This window comes from Pseudoalteromonas sp. Ld20 (assembly GCF_045064175.1).
Lineage (GTDB): Bacteria > Pseudomonadota > Gammaproteobacteria > Enterobacterales > Alteromonadaceae > Pseudoalteromonas > Pseudoalteromonas neustonica.
Genome location: NZ_JBISHB010000041.1, coordinates 49,443 through 67,623, shown reverse-complemented (window position 1 = coordinate 67,623; position 18,181 = coordinate 49,443). Strand labels below are relative to the sequence as shown.

Annotated in this window: 14 protein-coding genes; 9 read left to right on the top strand and 5 right to left on the bottom strand. The window is 40.2% G+C overall.

Annotated features, from left to right (window positions below; genetic code table 11):
* Positions 1-32: 32 nt before the first annotated feature.
* The 8 genes from nagX to ACJJVX_RS15915 all read left to right on the top strand — a co-directional run bounded on the left by nagX (position 33) and on the right by ACJJVX_RS15915 (position 8,002).
* Positions 33-1,178: a transmembrane glucosamine N-acetyltransferase NagX gene (nagX, locus tag ACJJVX_RS15950; RefSeq protein WP_054455519.1), complete on the top strand. Its 1,146-nt coding sequence runs from the start codon at positions 33-35 to the stop codon at positions 1,176-1,178.
* 216 nt (positions 1,179-1,394) lie between these two features.
* Positions 1,395-2,189, top strand: a complete 795-nt coding sequence (nagB, locus tag ACJJVX_RS15945; protein ID WP_054205654.1) for a glucosamine-6-phosphate deaminase — start codon at positions 1,395-1,397, stop codon at positions 2,187-2,189.
* A gap of 438 nt (positions 2,190-2,627) precedes the next feature.
* Complete coding sequence (gene nudC / locus ACJJVX_RS15940; RefSeq protein WP_405632372.1) at positions 2,628-3,551, top strand: NAD(+) diphosphatase; 924 nt, start codon at positions 2,628-2,630, stop codon at positions 3,549-3,551.
* A 43-nt stretch (positions 3,552-3,594) separates the two neighbouring features.
* Positions 3,595-4,779, top strand: a complete 1,185-nt coding sequence (locus ACJJVX_RS15935; protein WP_170173504.1) for a cystathionine beta-lyase — start codon at positions 3,595-3,597, stop codon at positions 4,777-4,779.
* A 120-nt stretch (positions 4,780-4,899) separates the two neighbouring features.
* A complete protein-coding gene (locus ACJJVX_RS15930) occupies positions 4,900-5,718 on the top strand; it encodes an ABC transporter permease subunit (protein ID WP_405632370.1) in 819 nt (272 codons plus the stop codon).
* A complete protein-coding gene (locus tag ACJJVX_RS15925; RefSeq protein ID WP_170173419.1) occupies positions 5,715-6,626 on the top strand; it encodes an ABC transporter ATP-binding protein in 912 nt (303 codons plus the stop codon). The genes ACJJVX_RS15930 and ACJJVX_RS15925 overlap by 4 nt, the downstream gene beginning before the upstream one ends.
* Positions 6,626-7,000 carry a PH domain-containing protein gene (locus ACJJVX_RS15920; RefSeq protein WP_405632368.1) on the top strand — a complete coding sequence of 125 codons (375 nt, stop codon included), beginning with the start codon at positions 6,626-6,628 and terminating at the stop codon, positions 6,998-7,000. The genes ACJJVX_RS15925 and ACJJVX_RS15920 overlap by 1 nt, the downstream gene beginning before the upstream one ends.
* Before the next feature lie 207 nt (positions 7,001-7,207).
* Positions 7,208-8,002 (top strand): putative porin, encoded by a 795-nt coding sequence (locus ACJJVX_RS15915; RefSeq protein WP_054205660.1) that lies wholly within the window; start codon positions 7,208-7,210, stop codon positions 8,000-8,002.
* Positions 8,003-8,087: 85 nt separating this feature from the next.
* On the opposite strand, the gene ACJJVX_RS15910 is transcribed toward ACJJVX_RS15915, so the two are convergent.
* The gene (locus ACJJVX_RS15910; protein WP_054205661.1) at positions 8,088-9,932 is read right to left on the bottom strand and encodes a M2 family metallopeptidase; all 1,845 of its coding nucleotides are present in this window, start codon (positions 9,930-9,932) and stop codon (positions 8,088-8,090) included.
* Between the two features lie 182 nt (positions 9,933-10,114).
* On the opposite strand from ACJJVX_RS15910, the gene ACJJVX_RS15905 reads away from it, so the two are divergent.
* Entirely contained in the window at positions 10,115-12,391 is a 2,277-nt protein-coding gene (locus tag ACJJVX_RS15905) for an acyl-CoA dehydrogenase (protein WP_405632364.1), read from the top strand.
* A gap of 249 nt (positions 12,392-12,640) precedes the next feature.
* Here the strand turns inward: ACJJVX_RS15905 and ACJJVX_RS15900 are convergent, their stop codons facing one another.
* From ACJJVX_RS15900 to ACJJVX_RS15885, 4 genes are all read right to left on the bottom strand, one after another.
* Positions 12,641-13,186 carry a DUF4136 domain-containing protein gene (locus ACJJVX_RS15900; protein WP_054205663.1) on the bottom strand — a complete coding sequence of 182 codons (546 nt, stop codon included), beginning with the start codon at positions 13,184-13,186 and terminating at the stop codon, positions 12,641-12,643.
* A gap of 290 nt (positions 13,187-13,476) precedes the next feature.
* Positions 13,477-16,263: an ATPase gene (locus ACJJVX_RS15895; RefSeq protein ID WP_405632361.1), complete on the bottom strand. Its 2,787-nt coding sequence runs from the start codon at positions 16,261-16,263 to the stop codon at positions 13,477-13,479.
* A complete protein-coding gene (locus ACJJVX_RS15890; protein ID WP_054205665.1) occupies positions 16,263-16,808 on the bottom strand; it encodes a condensin complex protein MksE in 546 nt (181 codons plus the stop codon). The genes ACJJVX_RS15895 and ACJJVX_RS15890 overlap by 1 nt, the downstream gene beginning before the upstream one ends.
* Positions 16,809-16,813: 5 nt before the next feature.
* Positions 16,814-18,109, bottom strand: a complete 1,296-nt coding sequence (locus ACJJVX_RS15885; RefSeq protein WP_054455529.1) for a hypothetical protein — start codon at positions 18,107-18,109, stop codon at positions 16,814-16,816.
* Between the last annotated feature and the right edge of the window lie 72 nt (positions 18,110-18,181).

Here is an 18,181-nt window from a genome sequence, read left to right as displayed (position 1 = left end):
GCGGGGCTTTTTTGTTTCTATGAGTAAAAAATATGACAACAACACAACACAATACCGATAAACCAGTTAGAAAGCGCCTTGCATCACTTGATGCTTTACGTGGCATGGATATGTTTTGGATTTTAGGCGGGCAGTCTATTTTTGCCGCCTTATTTATTTTAACTGGCTGGACCGGTTGGAAAGTATTTGAAGCGCACACATTACACAGCGCATGGCACGGTTTTACATTTTATGATTTAATTTTTCCGCTGTTCATCTTTTTATCCGGTGTGGCGATGGGCTTAGCGCCAAAACGAATTGATCACCTTCCTTGGCTTGAACGCAAAGTCTACTACCGTAAAGCGATAAAACGCTTGTTTTTGCTGTGCGCATTGGGAGTAATGTATAACCACGGGTGGGGGACAGGCATACCCTTGGCGTTTGATGAAATACGTTATAGCAGTGTGCTTGGACGAATTGCAATCGCGTGGTTTTTTTGCGCCATGTTGGTGTGGCATACCAGTCTTCGTACTCAAATTATCACCGCGATAAGCCTGCTGATTGGTTATTGGATTCTAATGTGCTTTATTCCTGTACCAGGAGGTACTGCGGGTGATTTAAGTGCTGCTGGAAGTTGGAACGCATGGTTTGATACGCATTTTCTTCCAGGGATCAGTTATCAAAATCGCCCCGTAGATCCGGAAGGTGTACTATCAAGTTTACCTGCGATTGTTAATGCTTTGATAGGCGTATTTGCGGGTCAACTGATTGCTAGAGCAAACCAGATAGGCGAGTGGAAAACCGCAGGTGTTTTGTTTGCCGCAGGTGTAGTCAGCGTGTGCTTAGGGTGGTTGTGGGATTTACATTTTCCTGTAAATAAAGAGCTATGGACTAGTTCGTTCGTACTGGTAACGGTTGGCTGGAGCGCAATACTATTAGCGATTTTTTATGCATTGGTGGATCTTTTGAATGGCCAAAAGCTGGCATATCCATTTGTTATTATCGGCGCGAACTCAATTATTATTTATTTAGCATCTAGTTTAGTTAATTGGACCTTTATTAGTAAGAGCGTATTTGGTGGGTTTATTAATGCAGTACCGCCTTCGTGGCAACCAGTTATGGCTGTAATAGCATTGTTATTAGTACAAATATTACTTTTACATTGGATGTATAAGCGCAAGATTTTTGTCAGCGTTTAGCCGCGAATTGTATTCAAACGGTAAAATGTAATTTTTTTATTCACTTTTACTTTACAAACTAAATCGAAGTGGTAATAATGACAGCGTTGTCATAATGGTATTAACCAAACAGTGTATCCCTGTTTGGTTTGATCTAAGGCCCAATTCGATTGCACGTGGGGTTGGGACTTAGATCCCATTTTTTCATCAACTAATTTAATAACTGAGCAAACTAATATGCAAATAGTAATTTTAAATGATGCAGCTGCTGTAGCGGCATATGGCGCAAATATCTTCGCAGCACAATTACAAAAAAAACCAACATCAGTGCTCGGTTTAGCAACAGGCTCTACGCCGGTTGCTTTATATCAAGAATTAATTGCTAAAAATAAAGCAGGTGAGATTTCATTTTCACATGCAACCTCATTCAATTTAGATGAATACCTTGGTTTGACCGGTGAACACCCGCAAAGCTATCGTTACTTTATGAATGAGCAACTATTTAGTCATGTTGACATAAATAAAGAAAATACCTTTGTTCCAGCGGGTGATGCAGAAAACCCAATCACGGCTTGCAAAGAATACGAAGCGAAAATTGTTGCCGCCGGTGGTGTAGACGTACAATTGTTAGGTATTGGGCGTAATGGCCATATTGGATTTAACGAACCCTCTTCAGGTCTTCGTTCACGGACACGTGTTAAAACACTGACCAAAGCAACAATTGATGATAATGCCCGCTTTTTTGGTGCAGATGAATATCAGCCTCATCTATCAATCACCATGGGTATTGGCACTATTTTAGAAGCCAAAAAAGTTGTGTTACTTGCAACCGGTGAAAATAAAGCGGATGCAGTACATGCCATGATTGAAGGCCCATTGATGGCTGCATGCCCAGCATCAGCCCTACAACTTCATCAAGATGCTGTCATTGTGATTGATAAAGCTGCGGCAAGTAAATTAGCTGATTTAGAGTTTTATCAGCATATTGAAGCCGAAAATCAAAAGTTACAGGCGCATTTAGCAACCTTGTAATGATGAAATAAATTTATTGTGTGTTCAAAAGCCCGAAAGGGCTTTTTTTTCGTCTGTAATAAGATAAATGTATACCCAAACCACCTCAAAATGCGAGCGTCGTTGGAATTAAAAGTGATTTAGGCAAGGCATTGATTGCAAGTAATAGTGGTTCTATTGTTAAAATCAATCCCTTATAAAAGTAACGCAGTATAAATCGCTTTTAAACCAACCCGTTGGGCGTTTCACAGGCACTTACTATCAGCGTTGTTACTTCTTAAAAGTGATGGTTCTTGCAAAGTAACGCCTTGATATTAAGCCCCTGTGAAACGCTGAATTCTGCATCTTGAGGTGGCTTGGGTATATACCTTTGTTCGCTATGGCGATTAGCGACTTGTTTAATGCAATTAATATAAGCTTATGGTAGTTTTAGCCATCTAAAAAATAAAAAGGATGAGCATGCTTAATTATAGTCAAATGCCATTAGATCGCGCGTCTAATTTGCGAAAAGACTCACAATGGTTAGCAACTCAACTCAACTTTCAAAGCCGTTGGATCCTAGTTCATAATAACCAGACTTTATTTGATGCTCAGAGCTTTACTGTCACATTTTTAAGTTTTAGTGATATTAACCACTTAGATTTAAGCGAAGCGATATTTTTAGGCTTGGACGAACAGCAAACCAGTTTTTTTGCACTCGATGTAAGTACAGTCGATGTGACGACTTTAGCGCCATTAACCGCTAATGCAGAATTTATTGATATTCGCCGTTATGGTGTGAACGTTGAGATTAAGCAAGGCTCCATTGCTGCTTTGGCGCGTGGACTTTGTTATTGGCATGCAACGCACCGCTTTTGTGGGCGCTGTGGTAGTAATAATATACTAGTTGAAGCAGGGCACTCTCGTTTATGCACGAATGAAGAGTGCAAACATCCAACCTTTCCACGTACCGATCCTGCCGTAATTATGGTCGTCACGCGCACATTTTCTGATGGTATAGAACGCTGTTTACTTGGTAGGCAAGCAGCATGGGCGCCAGGTATGTATTCGTCTTTGGCTGGATTTGTAGACCCCGGAGAAACACTTGAACAAGCTGTTGCGCGTGAAGTGATGGAGGAGGCGGGAATTGCAGTAGATAATGTACGTTATATCGCATCACAGCCTTGGCCGTTTCCATCTTCAATTATGTTAGGGTTTATTGCCGAAGCCGTTACTGAACAAATACAAGTAGATAAAGACGAGCTTGATGATGCGCTGTGGTTTAGTCGTGACGAACTTAATAACTTTGGTAGTTGGGATATCGAAGGCGAACACTTAAAGTTGCCCAGAGCTGATTCTATCTCTCGCTATATAATTGACTATTGGCGTAATTTAAAAGTTTAAGCAATGTGTAGTGTGTTCTAACGAAATATTTTAAGGATTAATGATGACGAGTAAAAGTAATAAAAACACTCTATTAGTAAGTACCGGGCGAAAAAAAGTGTACACGCACGGCGTAGTTAATCCCGTAGTACAACGGGCATCAACGATTGTATTTGATTCTGTTGCTGAACTAAAACAAGCCGCAAAAACCCGAGGTGATAAAACGCTATTTTATGGTCGCCGTGGTACGACGACACATTTTGCGTTACAAGAAGCAATCACAGAGCTTGAAGGGGGCGAAGGCTGTGCGCTCTATCCATGTGGTGCAGCAGCGATAAGCAGTGCACTCTTGGCGTTTGTAAAAGCAGGCGATCACATTTTAATGGTTGATAATGCGTATGAACCAACGCGCGATTTTTGCGATAAAATTTTAGCCGGATTCGGCGTTGAAACCACGTATTATCCGCCTACAATTGGTGCGGGTATAAAAACATTCATCAAAGAAAATACCAAAGTCTTGTTTTTAGAATCTCCAGGTTCTATTACGATGGAAGTTCAAGATGTACCAGCGATGGTTGCTGTGGCTAATGAACAAGGCGTGATGACAATGCTCGACAATACTTACGGCAACGGTTTGCATTATCGACCACTTGAGCATGGTGTCGATATCAGCATTCAAGCGGCAACAAAATATATAGTTGGTCACTCAGATGTGATGATGGGCGTAGCCGTTGCGAATAAAAAATACTGGCCTACATTACGTGAACAGTCTTACTTACTGGGTCAGTGCACATCAGCTGATGATGCATACTTAGCACTACGTGGCTTACGTACTATGGCTGTGAGACTCAATCAGCATGAAAAAGCAGCAATCGAAGTTGCTAAGTGGTTAGAGAGTCATCCATTAGTTGATCATATCCGCCATCCTGCATTTGACAGCTGCCCAGGGCATGAGTTTTTTAAGCGTGACTTTGATGGCAGTAATGGCTTGTTTTCCTTTGTAATGAAAGAAGGTAACCAGCAGGCGATAGATGCATTTTTGGATGGCTTAGATCATTTTAAAATGGGCTTTTCGTGGGGCGGCTTTGAAAGTTTAGTAACGGCTAACTTAACAATGAAAGGATTACGTTCACAAACAGGGTGGGAGTTAGGTCCTGTGATCCGGCTGCATATCGGCCTTGAGGATGTTGATGATTTAATCACTGATCTTAATCAAGCACTTGAGCTGTATAAGCAACATTTAAATTAAGTAAAAACATAATTTACATTCTTTGTTACAAAGCCAACGCCTACGTTGGCTTTTTTTTGCTAGTAATTCAATACGTTTGCACTTAATGTAAGGAAAACACTTTCACGATTAGGACTTTGTGTGACGCAATTAAACCCCAAGCGACTTTTAAATATTACTTTGTTTGAACTAACCCGACTGTTTTTAACTAAACGTGGCTTACTTGCCGTTGCTGCATTTACTATTTGTTGGTTGCTTATTTTACGCTACCCAGTAGGACAAGCGGTAAGCACTATGAGTTCACCTGAGCTTGCTGCAGTTGCTCAACATATATTTGGCGTCATTGGTTTAAGTAAACTATTAATGTGGCCTGAAGCTGAGTTGGCGATGTATTGGCTAATTGCTTTGTATAGCTTTCCTATTTTTTGCTTATTTTTGTGTAGTGACCAAATTGTGGGTGATAGACAACGCGGTACACTACGCTTTTTGTCATTACGGGCAACGCGCAGCGAAATATTATTTGGCCGTTTTTTAGGTCAGGTACTTATTTTAGCAATATTAATTACCATCACTTTAGTCGCAACAGTGGCAACACTTGCATTTAGAGAGTCATCGCTATTGTTAAGCGGGCTAAATCGCAGCCTAGTTTTGTTTTTCTATTTAGTGGTCACCGTACTACCATTTATTGCGTTAATGACGTTTTTAAATACTATTGCTCGATCTTCACGATTAACGGTGATCATGGCCATATTATTTTTTGCAATGGGTAATATTGTCGTTAGCCTTATGAGCTGGCAACTACCTATATTTGCTATTCTTAATTATATATTTCCCGGCGTTCAGCTTGAGCAGGTTGCAGGGCAGAATGCAGATTTATTTAGCAGTATAGGTATTCCTTTATTACAAACAGTGGTGTTGTTAGTGGCAGCACAGCGTATCTTCTCAAGGAGTTCACTATGAGTACATTAATACAGGCTAACGGACTCTCTAAACAGTACGGGGCTAAATTAGCGTTAGATCAAGTGAGCTTTGAAGTTAAAAAAGGTGCACCCGTAGCATTAGTTGGCCCAAATGGGGCCGGTAAAACAACCTTATTTAGTCTGTTATGCGGTTATATCATGCCTACATCAGGCAGTTTATCCATAATGGGGCACCGCCCTGGCGCAAGTGCATTGTTTGGAAAGCTATCAGCGTTGCCACAAGATGCCCAGTTAGATCCTCGTTTTAGTATTGCGCATCAGTTAACATTTTATGGGCAACTGCAAGGGCTAACGACTAAGCAAAGTCAATCAGAAGCTCTCAGAGTACTCGAATTAGTTGGTTTAGCTGAGGTTGCAAAACAACGCAGTGATGATTTATCGCACGGCATGCGTAAGCGCGTAACAATAGGGCAGGCTTTAATAGGCAAACCCGAAATTGTAATGCTTGATGAAGCTACAGCTGGGCTCGATCCTATTCACGCACGTGAAGTGAGAGAGCTTGTTTCAAACTTAAGTGAGGAAGCGACGTTTATTTTAAGTTCACATGACCTCACAGAATTAGAGCGATTATGTGGGCAAGTGTTACACCTTGATAAAGGTAAAATCACTGAACACCAAGCAAACAGCAATATAGAACAAACACAGCATCACATGACAATACTGTTTGCTGAAAACTATCCTAATATTGAGCAAAGCATTCAAAGCTTAGCAGCAGTTAATAGAGTTTATATGAGTCAAGCAAAGGAATATGTTGTTGAATATCAAAAAACAGCGTCTTTGTTTGATATTGAATTACTGCAATATTGCCATCAACAAGGCTGGCGCTATCGACAGTTAGTGAATGGTCATACATTAGAAAACCAAATATTTACACAGGAGAAAATATAATGGGTTTATTTAGCGGATTAATGGGTAACGCAAGTGAAGTTGATGATGCCGATTTAGAAAAGGTATTAACAAATACACTTGTCGAAGGTGAACAAGTTGAAAAAGCGTATAAAGTAGTACGTGATATGTTTATTTTTACTAATAAACGACTCATTTTAATTGATAAGCAGGGCGTAACGGGTTCTAAAATAGAGATGATCAGCATTGGTTACTCAAAAATAACTAAATTTAGTAAAGAAAGTGCCGGTCATTTTGATTTAGATGCAGAGTTAAAAATTTGGGTTGGCTCAGACCCTACGCCGATCAGTAAAGACTTCAAATCAGGCGACAACATCAACGATGTGTACCGTATTATCAGTCAATATGCGCTTTAAAGGAATAAACTAGTTTTTTCATGTATAGCAAAAATGTCCGCGTTTTTGCTATATAGATATCCCAGCCTTAACATCCCTTAACATTTAAGCAACTAAAAACAAGCACTTAGTTAAGTGTTTGTTCAGTTTGGGAACGTTAGCATGCCCACGTCTTAGCCAGTCGGCTAAAGACATAGCAATGTAACAATTTAATAGGGAAATCTTATAATGAAAAAACTAGCAGTGATAATTTCGAGTATTCTTCTTTCAAGTGCCGCGGCTGCTGCAGACACTTATGAATCAGTTAGCCATCTACAATATATGGATACAGATGGTAATGACACAATTAGCCTTGATTCAACATACTATTTCTCACCAAAAATGACACTAGGTCCTTATGACCAGTTCGAATACATCAATAAACAAAGTAATGTATACGGTAAGTATTCAGATGATGATTTTAGCGACCGAGCTACTGTGGGCGGTGAGTATTTTCTAGATAGTTTTGTACTTGGTGCTGAATACCAAAACCTAGATTTAGATCTTGGTTCAAGCGCAGATATGATTCAATTATCAGCAGGTTACTTTTTCAACCCTGACTTACTGTTAAAAGTAAGATTTGTTGATGTTGAAAATGCAGACAATCGTTTCTTTTTTGATGTAGCTTACAATCACAAGTTGAACAGCACTGATTATATCGGTTTTACTGTTACAGCAGATGATGAGTTTGATTATCGTGCGTTGAATGTTAAATATTTCATGGATCTTCAACAAGGTAACTACCTAACAGTTGAAGCAACAGTGTCAGATAATGACAATGCATCAAGTGATTGGGTTTTAGGCTCTAATTACTACTTCTCAAAAGCGACATCAGCGTTTGTTACATTTAATAAAAACGATGATTACACCTTGGGTGCTCAACATTTCTTCAATAAAAATGTTGGTTTAAAAGCGGGTTACGGTAATAACTGGGATGATTCTGGCTCAGATGCTTACTTTGCAAATGTAAGCTTACAGTTCTAATTTAATTTTTAACTGTAAAGTACTAAAAAGCCAGCTCACTTGAGCTGGCTTTTGTATTTTAGAATTGAATTATATTAAAACCTGCTTACCAACCGCATTGGCGACCTTTGTTTTGTTTATCAAGGTACTTTTGCAGTGGCGCAAAATAATCAAGTAGTGCTGTTGCATCCATTTCAGGCTTACCCGTTACAGTTGCTAAGGCTTCTTGCCAAGGGCGGCTTGAGCCCATTTCTAGCATAGTATTAAGCTTTTCACCGGCCGCTTTTGAGTTATAAACCGAACAGCGATGAATGGCTTCTTTATTGCCTGCTATTTCACATAAACTACGGTGGAAATCAAATTGTAAAATATGTGCTAAGAAATAACGCGTGTACGGCGTATTGCCCGGTACGTGGTATTTAGCGCCTGGATCAAAATCAGTTTCGCTACGCGCGATGGGTGCTTTAACACCTTGGTATTTTTCACGTAATTCCCACCATGCTTTATTGTAGTTTTGCGGTGTTACTTCACCAGAGAATACTTGCCAGCGCCATTGATCTACTAATAATCCAAATGGAATGAAAGCAACTTTATCTAATGCCATTTTCATTAATAGGCCAATGTCTTTTGATTCATCAGGCACTTGCTCTAATAAACCAATTTCTTTTAAGTATCCAGGCGTAACTGACAGGGCAATCGTGTCACCAATTGCTTCATGGAAACCATCATTAGCACTTTCTTGATAGTAAAGTGGCTGTGTATTGTAAGCGCGTTGATAGAAGTTGTGGCCTAACTCATGGTGAATAACAGAGAACTCTTCACCAGTGCGTTGAATACACATTTTAATACGTAAATCGTCTTTACTGTCAATATTCCACGCTGAGGCGTGACACTGAACGTCGCGATCGGCAGGCTTAGTGAACAATGAACGTTCGTAAAAAGTGTCTGGAAGTGCGTCAAAACCCATTGAAGTGAAGAATTTTTCTGCGCCGCGAACCATTTTAAGCTCATCGTACTTATGCTGCGCTAATAATGCTGTTACGTCATAACCAGGATCAGCATTTTCAGGTGCAACTACATCGTAAATATTGCCCCATGATTGCGCCCACATGTTCCCTAATAAATGCGCAGGAATAGCTTGATCTTGCGGTACTTTATCTTCGCCGTATTTTTCGCCTAGCTTAGCGCGAACATGGCAATGAAGTGAATCATATAGTGGCTTTACTTGGCCCCAAATACGGTCAAGTTCTTTAGCGAAATCATCGGCTGGCATATCGTATTTACTACGCCACATTGCGCCAGTGTCTGCATAACCAAGTTCTTTTGCACCTTCATTAGTAAGGGCAACTTGTTGCTCATAAAGCGGGCGCATTGGTTTTGAAACCTGACGCCAGCCTTGCCACAAATCAAGTAGCTCGTTGTAATCGCGGCTAGTGGCCATTTTAGACGTCATATCACCTAAGCTTAGGCAGTTGCCGTCTTCTTTACAGTATTTTCCTTTGCCGTAAATACCGCCTAGTTCAGCGACAAGCTGAGAAAGTTGCGCTGTTTTTTCCGCATTTTGTGGGGCTGGTAAAGTTAAAGCGAGTTTTAATTTATCAAGCTTACGACGTGCGTCATAACCCAGTTCAAGAGAATCAAATTGCGCAGCTTCATTTGCAAGGCGAACAACCGCTTCTGTCATCTTGCGATTTACTTCGGCCGAAAGTGCAGAGGTGTCGTGTGTAATAAAGTTAGCGTAAATCCATTCTGCGCGGCTTGATTCTAAATACAGTGCATTGAGTTCAAGCTCTGTTGCATCTAAAAAGGTTTGTGCGTCTTGTGCCGTCACTGGCGCAGGGCTGACAGCTTGAGCTGATGTGTTTGTTGTATCTTGGTTGCAGCCACTTAATGCTAATGTGCTGGCGACCATTAAAGCGCTCAAACTGAGCTTAAAATGTGGAGTAGTCATGTTGACCCTTATATTTGTTATTTATCACGTGGGATAATAGCAGCGTCTTGAAGTTAGGCAAAATTTATCAAGCCTAGCATTGAACATTATGGGTAACACATGTTTACAGCGACATTGTATTTATACAAGGATCAGCCATAATTGAAGGAGTGTATTTTTATTAATTTATAAGGATCGTTCCCATGTCAGTGTTTGTATTATTACTGGTGGTGGTAATAGTCATTTTTGCGGTAAAAGATATCCGCTTAAGTCTAGTAAGCCGACCAACGTTTAAAATGTTTAAAAAAGTGTTACCGCCGTTATCGCAAACTGAACGTGAAGCAATGGAAGCAGGCGATGTATGGTGGGATGGGCAACTTTTTAGCGGCAATCCCGATTGGCAGGTTTTACATAGTTACCCAAAGCCTGAGTTGAGTAAAAAAGAGCGTGCGTTTTTAGACTCTGAGGTCGAAACATTACTGGCGATGCTTGATGACTATCAAATTGTGCAAAAAGATAAAGACTTACCTAAAGAAGTATGGGATTACCTAAAAGTCCAAGGTTTTTTTGCGTTGATAATTCCTGAAAAATTCGGTGGACGCCAATTCTCTGCTATCGCTAATTCAACCATAGTCGCAAAAATTGCGACTAAGAGTTTAACGGCCGCAGTGACGGTTATGGTGCCAAATAGTTTAGGCCCAGGCGAATTACTATTACATTATGGAACCACAGAACAACAAGCGCGCTGGCTACCAAACTTAGCAAGTGGTAAAGATGTACCGTGTTTTGCACTTACTGGTCCAGAAGCCGGCTCTGATGCGGGCAGTATCCCCGATTCAGGTATTGTATGTAAAGGCGAGTTTGAAGGTCAGGAAGTCATTGGTCTACGTTTAAATTGGTCAAAACGTTACATAACACTAGCCCCTGTTGCGACAGTACTTGGTTTAGCATTTAAAATGTATGATCCGGATAGTTTATTAGGTAAAGACAAAGAATTAGGGATCACGTGTGCACTGATCCCAACAGATCACCCTGGGGTAGAGACTGGGGAGCGTCACTTTCCGCTTAACATGGCGTTTATGAATGGCACAACGTACGGTAAAGATGTCTTTATTCCCCTTGATTGGATCATCGGTGGTCAACAAGGTGCTGGTCGAGGCTGGCGAATGTTGGTTGAGTGCCTAAGCGCAGGGCGTGGTATTTCATTGCCAGCACTAAGTAGCGCGACAGGGCATTTGTGTGCGCGAATGACATCTGCTTATGCAACGGTTCGCCAGCAATTTGGTGTATCAATTGGTCAATTTGAAGGTGTACAAGAAGCACTTGCACGTATTGGTGGATTAACGTATAGCCTTGAAGCGTGTCGTTTAATGACCGCAGGGGCAATAGATTTAAAATTGAGCCCATCAGTGGTGACCGCAATTGCTAAATACCATATGACTGAAATGGGCCGTACAGTTATGAATGATGCAATGGATATTCATTCAGGTAAGGGAATACAAGTGGGTCCTAATAACTATTTAGCACATGGCTATATGGGTATACCGGTATCAATTACGGTGGAAGGGGCAAATATTTTAACCCGTAATTTAATGATCTTTGGCCAAGGAGCAACTCGTTGCCATCCATTTGTATTAAAAGAAATGGAAGCTGCGGCAATGGAAGATGATGAACTCGCGTTAAAAGAATTTGATTCTTTACTACAGCAGCATATTTTATTTGCTGCAACTAATGCGAGTATGGCGTTAATCCATGGTTTAACGCGTAGTTACTTTGCTAAATCCCCAGTATGTGGCGCAACCGCAGATTATTATAAGCAGCTTGGGCGAATGAGTCGTGGTTTAGCTTTTTGTACGGATGTGGCGATGCTCATTTTAGGGGGAGAGCTTAAGCGTAAAGAAATGATCTCTGCACGTTTAGGTGATGTATTAAGCCACCTTTACTTAGCTTCATGCGTGTTAAAACGTTTTGAAGATGAAGGACGTCAACAAGCCGATTTGCCTTTTGTTAAATATGCCGTTGAATTATCGTTATTTGAAATAGGTCAAGCGTTTAACGGCTTTTTCAAGAACTTCTCAAACCCAGTTGTTAACTTTGCTCTAAAGCGAATCGTATTTCCGTTTGGTAATCATTATCATCGTCCGAGTGATGATCTTGCTCAGGCAATGTGTGAGCGTATGACCCAACCTGGAGTATTCAGAAACCGTTTAACGCATTTATGTTATGTGGATGATAAAGCAGGGACTGGCGTAATGGAAAATGCCTTTATTGCTATGCATAATACCAGTGATGCATTCAAGCAGTTGAAAAAGTGGCAACGCGACGGCACCCTTAGCCGCAATGATGATATTGAAACGGCGATTACCAATGCGATTGAAAAGCAGCTCATAACAGCCGAGCAAGGCGTAAAGTTGCACGAAGCTAATAATTTACGCAAACAGGCTATTGCGGTAGATAACTTTCAACCAGGTGAACTTTAACCTTTAAGTATATAACCTTTAAGTATATAACCTCGTATTTTATGCGGGGTTTATTTTTATACGTTAAATGCTCATACACATTAATACCTAGCGATAAAGCTTTACAGCACAGCGTATTTGTATGTGTATGTTTAAGGGGGGGAGCTAATGTCATTGGGTGTATTTAAGTAAAGAAAACACGTGGTTTTTAGCTCTTTTCAATAATAGAAAGCGCATAATATGCACTTTCTATTATGAAGAGTTATTTTATTACTGCTTATCTGGTGGGAAGTTACTTAGAATATCAGCCACTGTTTTAGTAATTGCGTCAGTGCGCGCTTCAGGTGATTGATTTTTTCTTAATCGACCTTCTTTTGCTCCGCGCCATACTAATTGATTTGATGCACGGTCAACAACATCAACAATTAACGTGCCTACTTCATATTCACGCGTTGTTGTTTGTGTATTGTAACCCATACCCCAGTAGTTCCAACGTGCGCTGTAACCGGTGTTAAATGTGTCGACATCAATTTTAGTGTCTACCGATGCATGATAGTTAATAAGTACATCAGCTTGCGTTATTTCGCTCAACTGCATGCCCATGTTTGTCAGCTCTGTATTAACTGCATCACGTACGCGCTTTTCCATTAATGGACTGATCTGATAATTGGTCGTATTTTTAGTTAAACTAGCATCTTGAACCCAAGCAAAGGTTTTATAATTACTAAAATCAGCCGATTTATCGTAATCCCAATCAGGGGTTTTTGCGCATGCTGCTAAAAATAGCACTGCTGTTGCAATTAGTAGGTTTTTCATCACGTTTGCTCCTTGGCAAATTTAAACTCTATTCATTTGATAACATAACATAAAAAAAATCCCACAAATGACATTTTTCAATATGTTTGTGTTATTAAAGTTTACCTAACTCGAACTCTGGTTAAGATATTTACTAACTTACGCGTCAGACGCTTTCCAATTGCAAGTAAATTCAACGTAGTTAGCGTTGAAACTTGCCATTTAAACTAGCGACTGAAAATAGACTTATTATCCAGAGTTCAAGTTACTTGGTTGTAAGTTTAGGTGTTATTAGCTGAATTATAGATTAATTAGTCATCAGTAGTGTGCTCTACTTCTATCCAATCTTTTTCATCGACCCAGTTTTGTGCGCCATCTTTAACTGAGCGAATAGGCACAATGTAATCGCAGCTAATTTGTGGTTTTACCGAGGCAAATATTGGCACAAAACCAAAGCTTAATGCGGTCTCTATAATTGCTTTTTGGTTTTGCGGGTCGATATCGGCCGCCTCATCAATGTAAATAGGAATACGGTATAAGTTTTGTTCTTGGTCGCTCAATAGGTAGCGAATAAACAGCATGCCGCATAATAATTTAATGGTGATACGCGTTCCGTTTGAACCTGCTGAATCGATTTTTTCAAAGTGCTCCGTTTCGCCAGCGCGGTTTACCACTTCAAAACGAATATCAAATAAATCGGTTAATGTTAAACCCGCTTTATCAGAGGCAAGCTTAATTAAATGATCTTTTGCTTCATTAACCGCGCTTTCGCTGTAAGGTTCTTGGCTGAGTAAATCTAATGTATCACCTTGTTCAAACTGGTTTGACGTACTGATAATTGTATCAATACTATCAACCAGCATTTTACGTGGTATTACATTGATTTTAAACGCTTGTAAGTTAGAAATACGGTGCTGACTAATGCCTTTATTAAAGCTGTTCATTTCACGGCGCAGACGGTCTAAATCTTCCCGCAGGCCTTTAATAGTTGCGGCCACTTCGGTCAGTGCAACACGCGCTTGGCGCTCAACAGCATCACGTTCATTATCAATATTATGAAATGCACCGATGAGTTTTTGGTATTTACTAAACTCGTCGTTTTCGTTATCAAACTTAGTAATACCCGCATTATAAATATGCAAATAAGTGTTACGCACGTTAATATCAAAGTTACGTAGCTCTTGGCAGTTTTTATTAAAGTGGTGTACTAAATCACTGAGATTATCAAAGTCGATTTGAATATCAATCATGTACGGGGTGATTTTACCAGTATACAAATCAAGAGTATGGTCAATTCGTTCAGATTTCACTTGGCGTAGGCGATCTGCTTGGCGAGAAATAAGATCTTTTTTCGATTTAATAATCGAGCGTCTATCAGCAATTGAGCCGCTATTTTTTTGAATATCTTGTAAGTAATCGTCTACTTGATCACGCTCTGCAAGTAATTGTTCTTTGAGCATCGATTGTGCATCGACAGATTGCAGCATTACCTCAAACTGTTCAAAGCGTTTTAACGCGCTTTCGGCTGACATGAGTTCATCGTATAACGCGTCTTTTTCTTTTTGTTTGTCAGCTACATTGGCAGCTACATCGCGCTGTTGCTTAAATTCCTTTAATGAATGTTCAAGCGCTGTTAGCTGGGCGGTTAATTGCTCTTTGTTCTCGCCGCTTTGCATTTGCACTGATGAGAGCTTTTTAAGTTTAATTGTTGCGCCGGGCAGGGTAAGTACACCGCCTTTAACGTTATCTGATAACTGCTCTAAAAATGCGCCAAACACATCCTCATCGGTTATATCAATATCGCCATTGCTGGTGGTGGCGAACGAGAGAATATCTGGGTTTAAAATACGTGAAATTTCTTCAACATCTTTTAACGATAAGTCCTCGCGCATACGCGTGAATAAATTGAACTCAAGGTTTTTAAGTTGCAGTTTTAAGCTTTTTATTTGCTTTTGTGTTTCGCTAATGCGGTAGTCAAGGGTGTGTAAGCTTTGCCCTTGCGCACTATTTATTGAGTGCGAAAGTGACTCGTAATCTTGCTTTAACTGGCTAAGGCTCACTTTTAAGGTCGCCATATTCACCAATTCAAATTCAGATTTTAGTGCACCAAAATCTAAAAACCATTGCTCGATTTGTGTTTGTCTGCGCTCAATATCACGCGATTGCTGCACATAAAGCTGTTGTTTTTGCTCAAACTCGTGCTTTTCGTGCTCTATGTTTTCAAGGGCGATATTAAGTTCATCTAATTGCGCTTCTTGATACGTGTCAAAATCAATTAAGGCTTGATCAATTTTTGGTGCGTATGCGGCCAGTTTACCTTTAAGCACGGTTTGGTTTTCAAGCATAGACTCAAGCGCGCTAATTGGCTCTTGTATAGATTCTAGCGCTTTTAACTCACGTTTTGCGCGGTTTACTTTATCGAACGAGCGACGCCAGACTTCATAAAAATCGACTTTTGAATTTGACATATGGCGTTCAAACACGCGCAACATAAAGCGTTTTACATCTGCAGCACCCAATTTATGCAAGTTTAAAATTCGGCGGAAAATCTCTTTATAAATAGCCGAGTCTTGCACATTATTAAGCGGGATCATTTTTAAGTTAATGTCGCCATCAAATGGCGTAGCACCGCCCGTTAATAACGCGTTTAATTCTTGCGCTTTAAGCTCAATAGGATTAAAGCCTTGCTCTTTTAAGTGATTAAATAGCTTAGTGAATTTTATAATGGTTTTACCTTGAGTGTACTGCTCAAGGTTAAGCTTTCCTTGGTAACAAAAAAACTGATGCGCGTAACCTGCTATTTTACCAAGCCCTGCTACACCAATAACAACAGGGCCATGGGGGAGGTCGGCTTCAAGTAAAATATAAGATTGATCTGACGAGAAATAAAACTTACGGGTTTCGTCTAAATCATGGCCATCCCATTCGGTAAGGCGTAAATCATTAATAAGCGGAAATTGCAGGGCGTTAATGACCGAGCTTTTACCGGTATTATTAGGGGCACAAATAGAGCTGCTTTTATCAAGTGGGATCACACATTTTGCATAACCTGCGGTGTTTAAAAGTGCGAGTTTGCTGAGTCCGTAAAGGTTTTTCATTATTCGTCCTCACCAATATAGGTTTCTTCGTTCACTTCCATTAATGCATCGATATAGCGATAAGCAGGTGCTTGTAACATAAAGCCATTTTCCACTTCACGGGCAAGGCCTAAGCGTATCATGCGTAAGTATACGTCTTTACGTAAGTCAGAGCCTGAAAAAATTTCGAGTTGATCAAACAAGTGTTTGTTCATCTGTACTAATGTTTGCATTAGTTCAAGGTCATTCACTTCATCAAACAGGGCGCGCATTGGATCTTTACCTGAGTTGGCATAGTGTTCAATCAAAATGTAAATGGTTAGGGCAATCGCGCGGGAGATCTTTCCCATATTTGGGGTGCTTTCGTCACTGGCAAAGTAATAAAAACCACGGCTATCGTGTTGTAAATCATGGCCAAGGGCGCTAAATAATGCGCGATATGCATCAATTTGTTGATCAAGTTCTTGCCACATTACCGTATCTTGTTCGCTAATATGATAGCCCGTGACTAATTTTTTATTAATCGTTTGCAGGTGGCTTAGTTCATCTAAATTTATGTGTGTCATAACGGTTACTCATTACCTGTTGATGATTGTGAAGATGCAACAGGGTTAGAATTAAAGGGTGTTGTATTAAAAGGAAAGAGTGAAAAATGTTGTCCTGCGATTTTAACGCGCATTTTTTTATCGCTTTGATTTATTTCAATATCAGTGTCGCTTACTAGCTTTTGATATAAAAATAGCATTTCGTCTGCTTCAAGATCAGGGTAGCTTTCCCCTAAAAAGCTTAATAATGGTTGTGGTTTTTTACGCTTCGCATTAAAGCGCTTTTTAAAGTTCGCTTTTACATTGTTGTAATCAGGAATATTAGGGGTAACAAAAGCAGGCACATCGTTTTGGTCGGGTAGTTCATATTCGCTGTGCTCAAACTCCGTTAAAGTGGCCATATAAGCGATGATATGGCGTTGTTGCCCGAGTGAAAAACGTTGCGTGTCAGATACAAAATGAGGTTGAACTGCACTTAGCATATTATCAACACCATTTTTACGCACCAATCCCAGCACTTTTGCCGCTTGGCGAGTGATCATATTATTGCGGCGCAACTCTTCACGCAGTGGCATCAGCATATCAGCACTTTTACGTAAGCTTTCGCGACCTACTAGGTGCATCTCTAAAATGCGGGTGCGCAGTTGCTCTAGCATACGTTTGTCTTGGTAGGCTTTGCCTGAGCGCTCTATGTACTCAATTTGCGTACTTATTTGTGTTTCAATGGTACTAAAACACGCATGAAAATCGCCACGAATATCAACCATCTCAAGCATTGGTTCTATGTACTCGTCAAATGCTTCAATGACGGCTTTATAGCGCTTTTGCAGTGATTGCACTGCGTTATTGGCTTTAGCTTGTTCGACTATGTTTAAAATGGCGTTTTCATTGTGGGCAAATAATTTCATTATTTTACGCACTCGATCATCCATAATGCGGCTAAAGCGGCGCATCTCATCGTAGTCTTCAATACTACCGGCATTATCTAAACGGTTACCTAGGCGTGCTAAATCTTCAACCAATACGCTAATTTCTTGTGCTAGGCCTAAATGCTCTTCTTGCAATAAAAAGGTGGCGAAATCTGCAATGGCACGGTTAATTTCAAGCTGAGATGATTTTGCCAAGGGAATAATAATATCTTGGTTTAAAAGCCGATTGGTTTCTTTATAGATCCGTTCGTTTGACCACGTTGGTTGTTTTTGTTTGATCGCACTTTGTACGTCTTTTAGGCTAAAATCGGCCATTTTAAAACGTTTAAATAGCAGCTCTAACATTCCCCAGTGCTCGGTTAGGGTATTTAGCAACTTTTTAGCTGGGATCATAAAGCTCCAAAAAATCTAATGAGTGCTGTGTACCTGTGTTATTTGGACACAGCAATTACTTATATAATATTA

Bases quoted from the DNA above. Each gene is read 5' to 3' on its own strand.
- nagX (WP_054455519.1), top strand. From the start codon at position 33: ATGACAACAACACAACACAATACCGATAAACCAGTTAGAAAGCGCCTT.
- nagB (WP_054205654.1), top strand. From the start codon at position 1,395: ATGCAAATAGTAATTTTAAATGATGCAGCTGCTGTAGCGGCATATGGC.
- nudC (WP_405632372.1), top strand. From the start codon at position 2,628: ATGCTTAATTATAGTCAAATGCCATTAGATCGCGCGTCTAATTTGCGA.
- ACJJVX_RS15935 (WP_170173504.1), top strand. From the start codon at position 3,595: ATGACGAGTAAAAGTAATAAAAACACTCTATTAGTAAGTACCGGGCGA.
- ACJJVX_RS15925 (WP_170173419.1), top strand. From the start codon at position 5,715: ATGAGTACATTAATACAGGCTAACGGACTCTCTAAACAGTACGGGGCT.
- ACJJVX_RS15920 (WP_405632368.1), top strand. From the start codon at position 6,626: ATGGGTTTATTTAGCGGATTAATGGGTAACGCAAGTGAAGTTGATGAT.
- ACJJVX_RS15915 (WP_054205660.1), top strand. From the start codon at position 7,208: ATGAAAAAACTAGCAGTGATAATTTCGAGTATTCTTCTTTCAAGTGCC.
- ACJJVX_RS15910 (WP_054205661.1), bottom strand. From the start codon at position 9,932: ATGACTACTCCACATTTTAAGCTCAGTTTGAGCGCTTTAATGGTCGCC.
- ACJJVX_RS15905 (WP_405632364.1), top strand. From the start codon at position 10,115: ATGTCAGTGTTTGTATTATTACTGGTGGTGGTAATAGTCATTTTTGCG.
- ACJJVX_RS15900 (WP_054205663.1), bottom strand. From the start codon at position 13,186: ATGAAAAACCTACTAATTGCAACAGCAGTGCTATTTTTAGCAGCATGC.
- ACJJVX_RS15895 (WP_405632361.1), bottom strand. From the start codon at position 16,263: ATGAAAAACCTTTACGGACTCAGCAAACTCGCACTTTTAAACACCGCA.
- ACJJVX_RS15890 (WP_054205665.1), bottom strand. From the start codon at position 16,808: ATGACACACATAAATTTAGATGAACTAAGCCACCTGCAAACGATTAAT.
- ACJJVX_RS15885 (WP_054455529.1), bottom strand. From the start codon at position 18,109: ATGATCCCAGCTAAAAAGTTGCTAAATACCCTAACCGAGCACTGGGGA.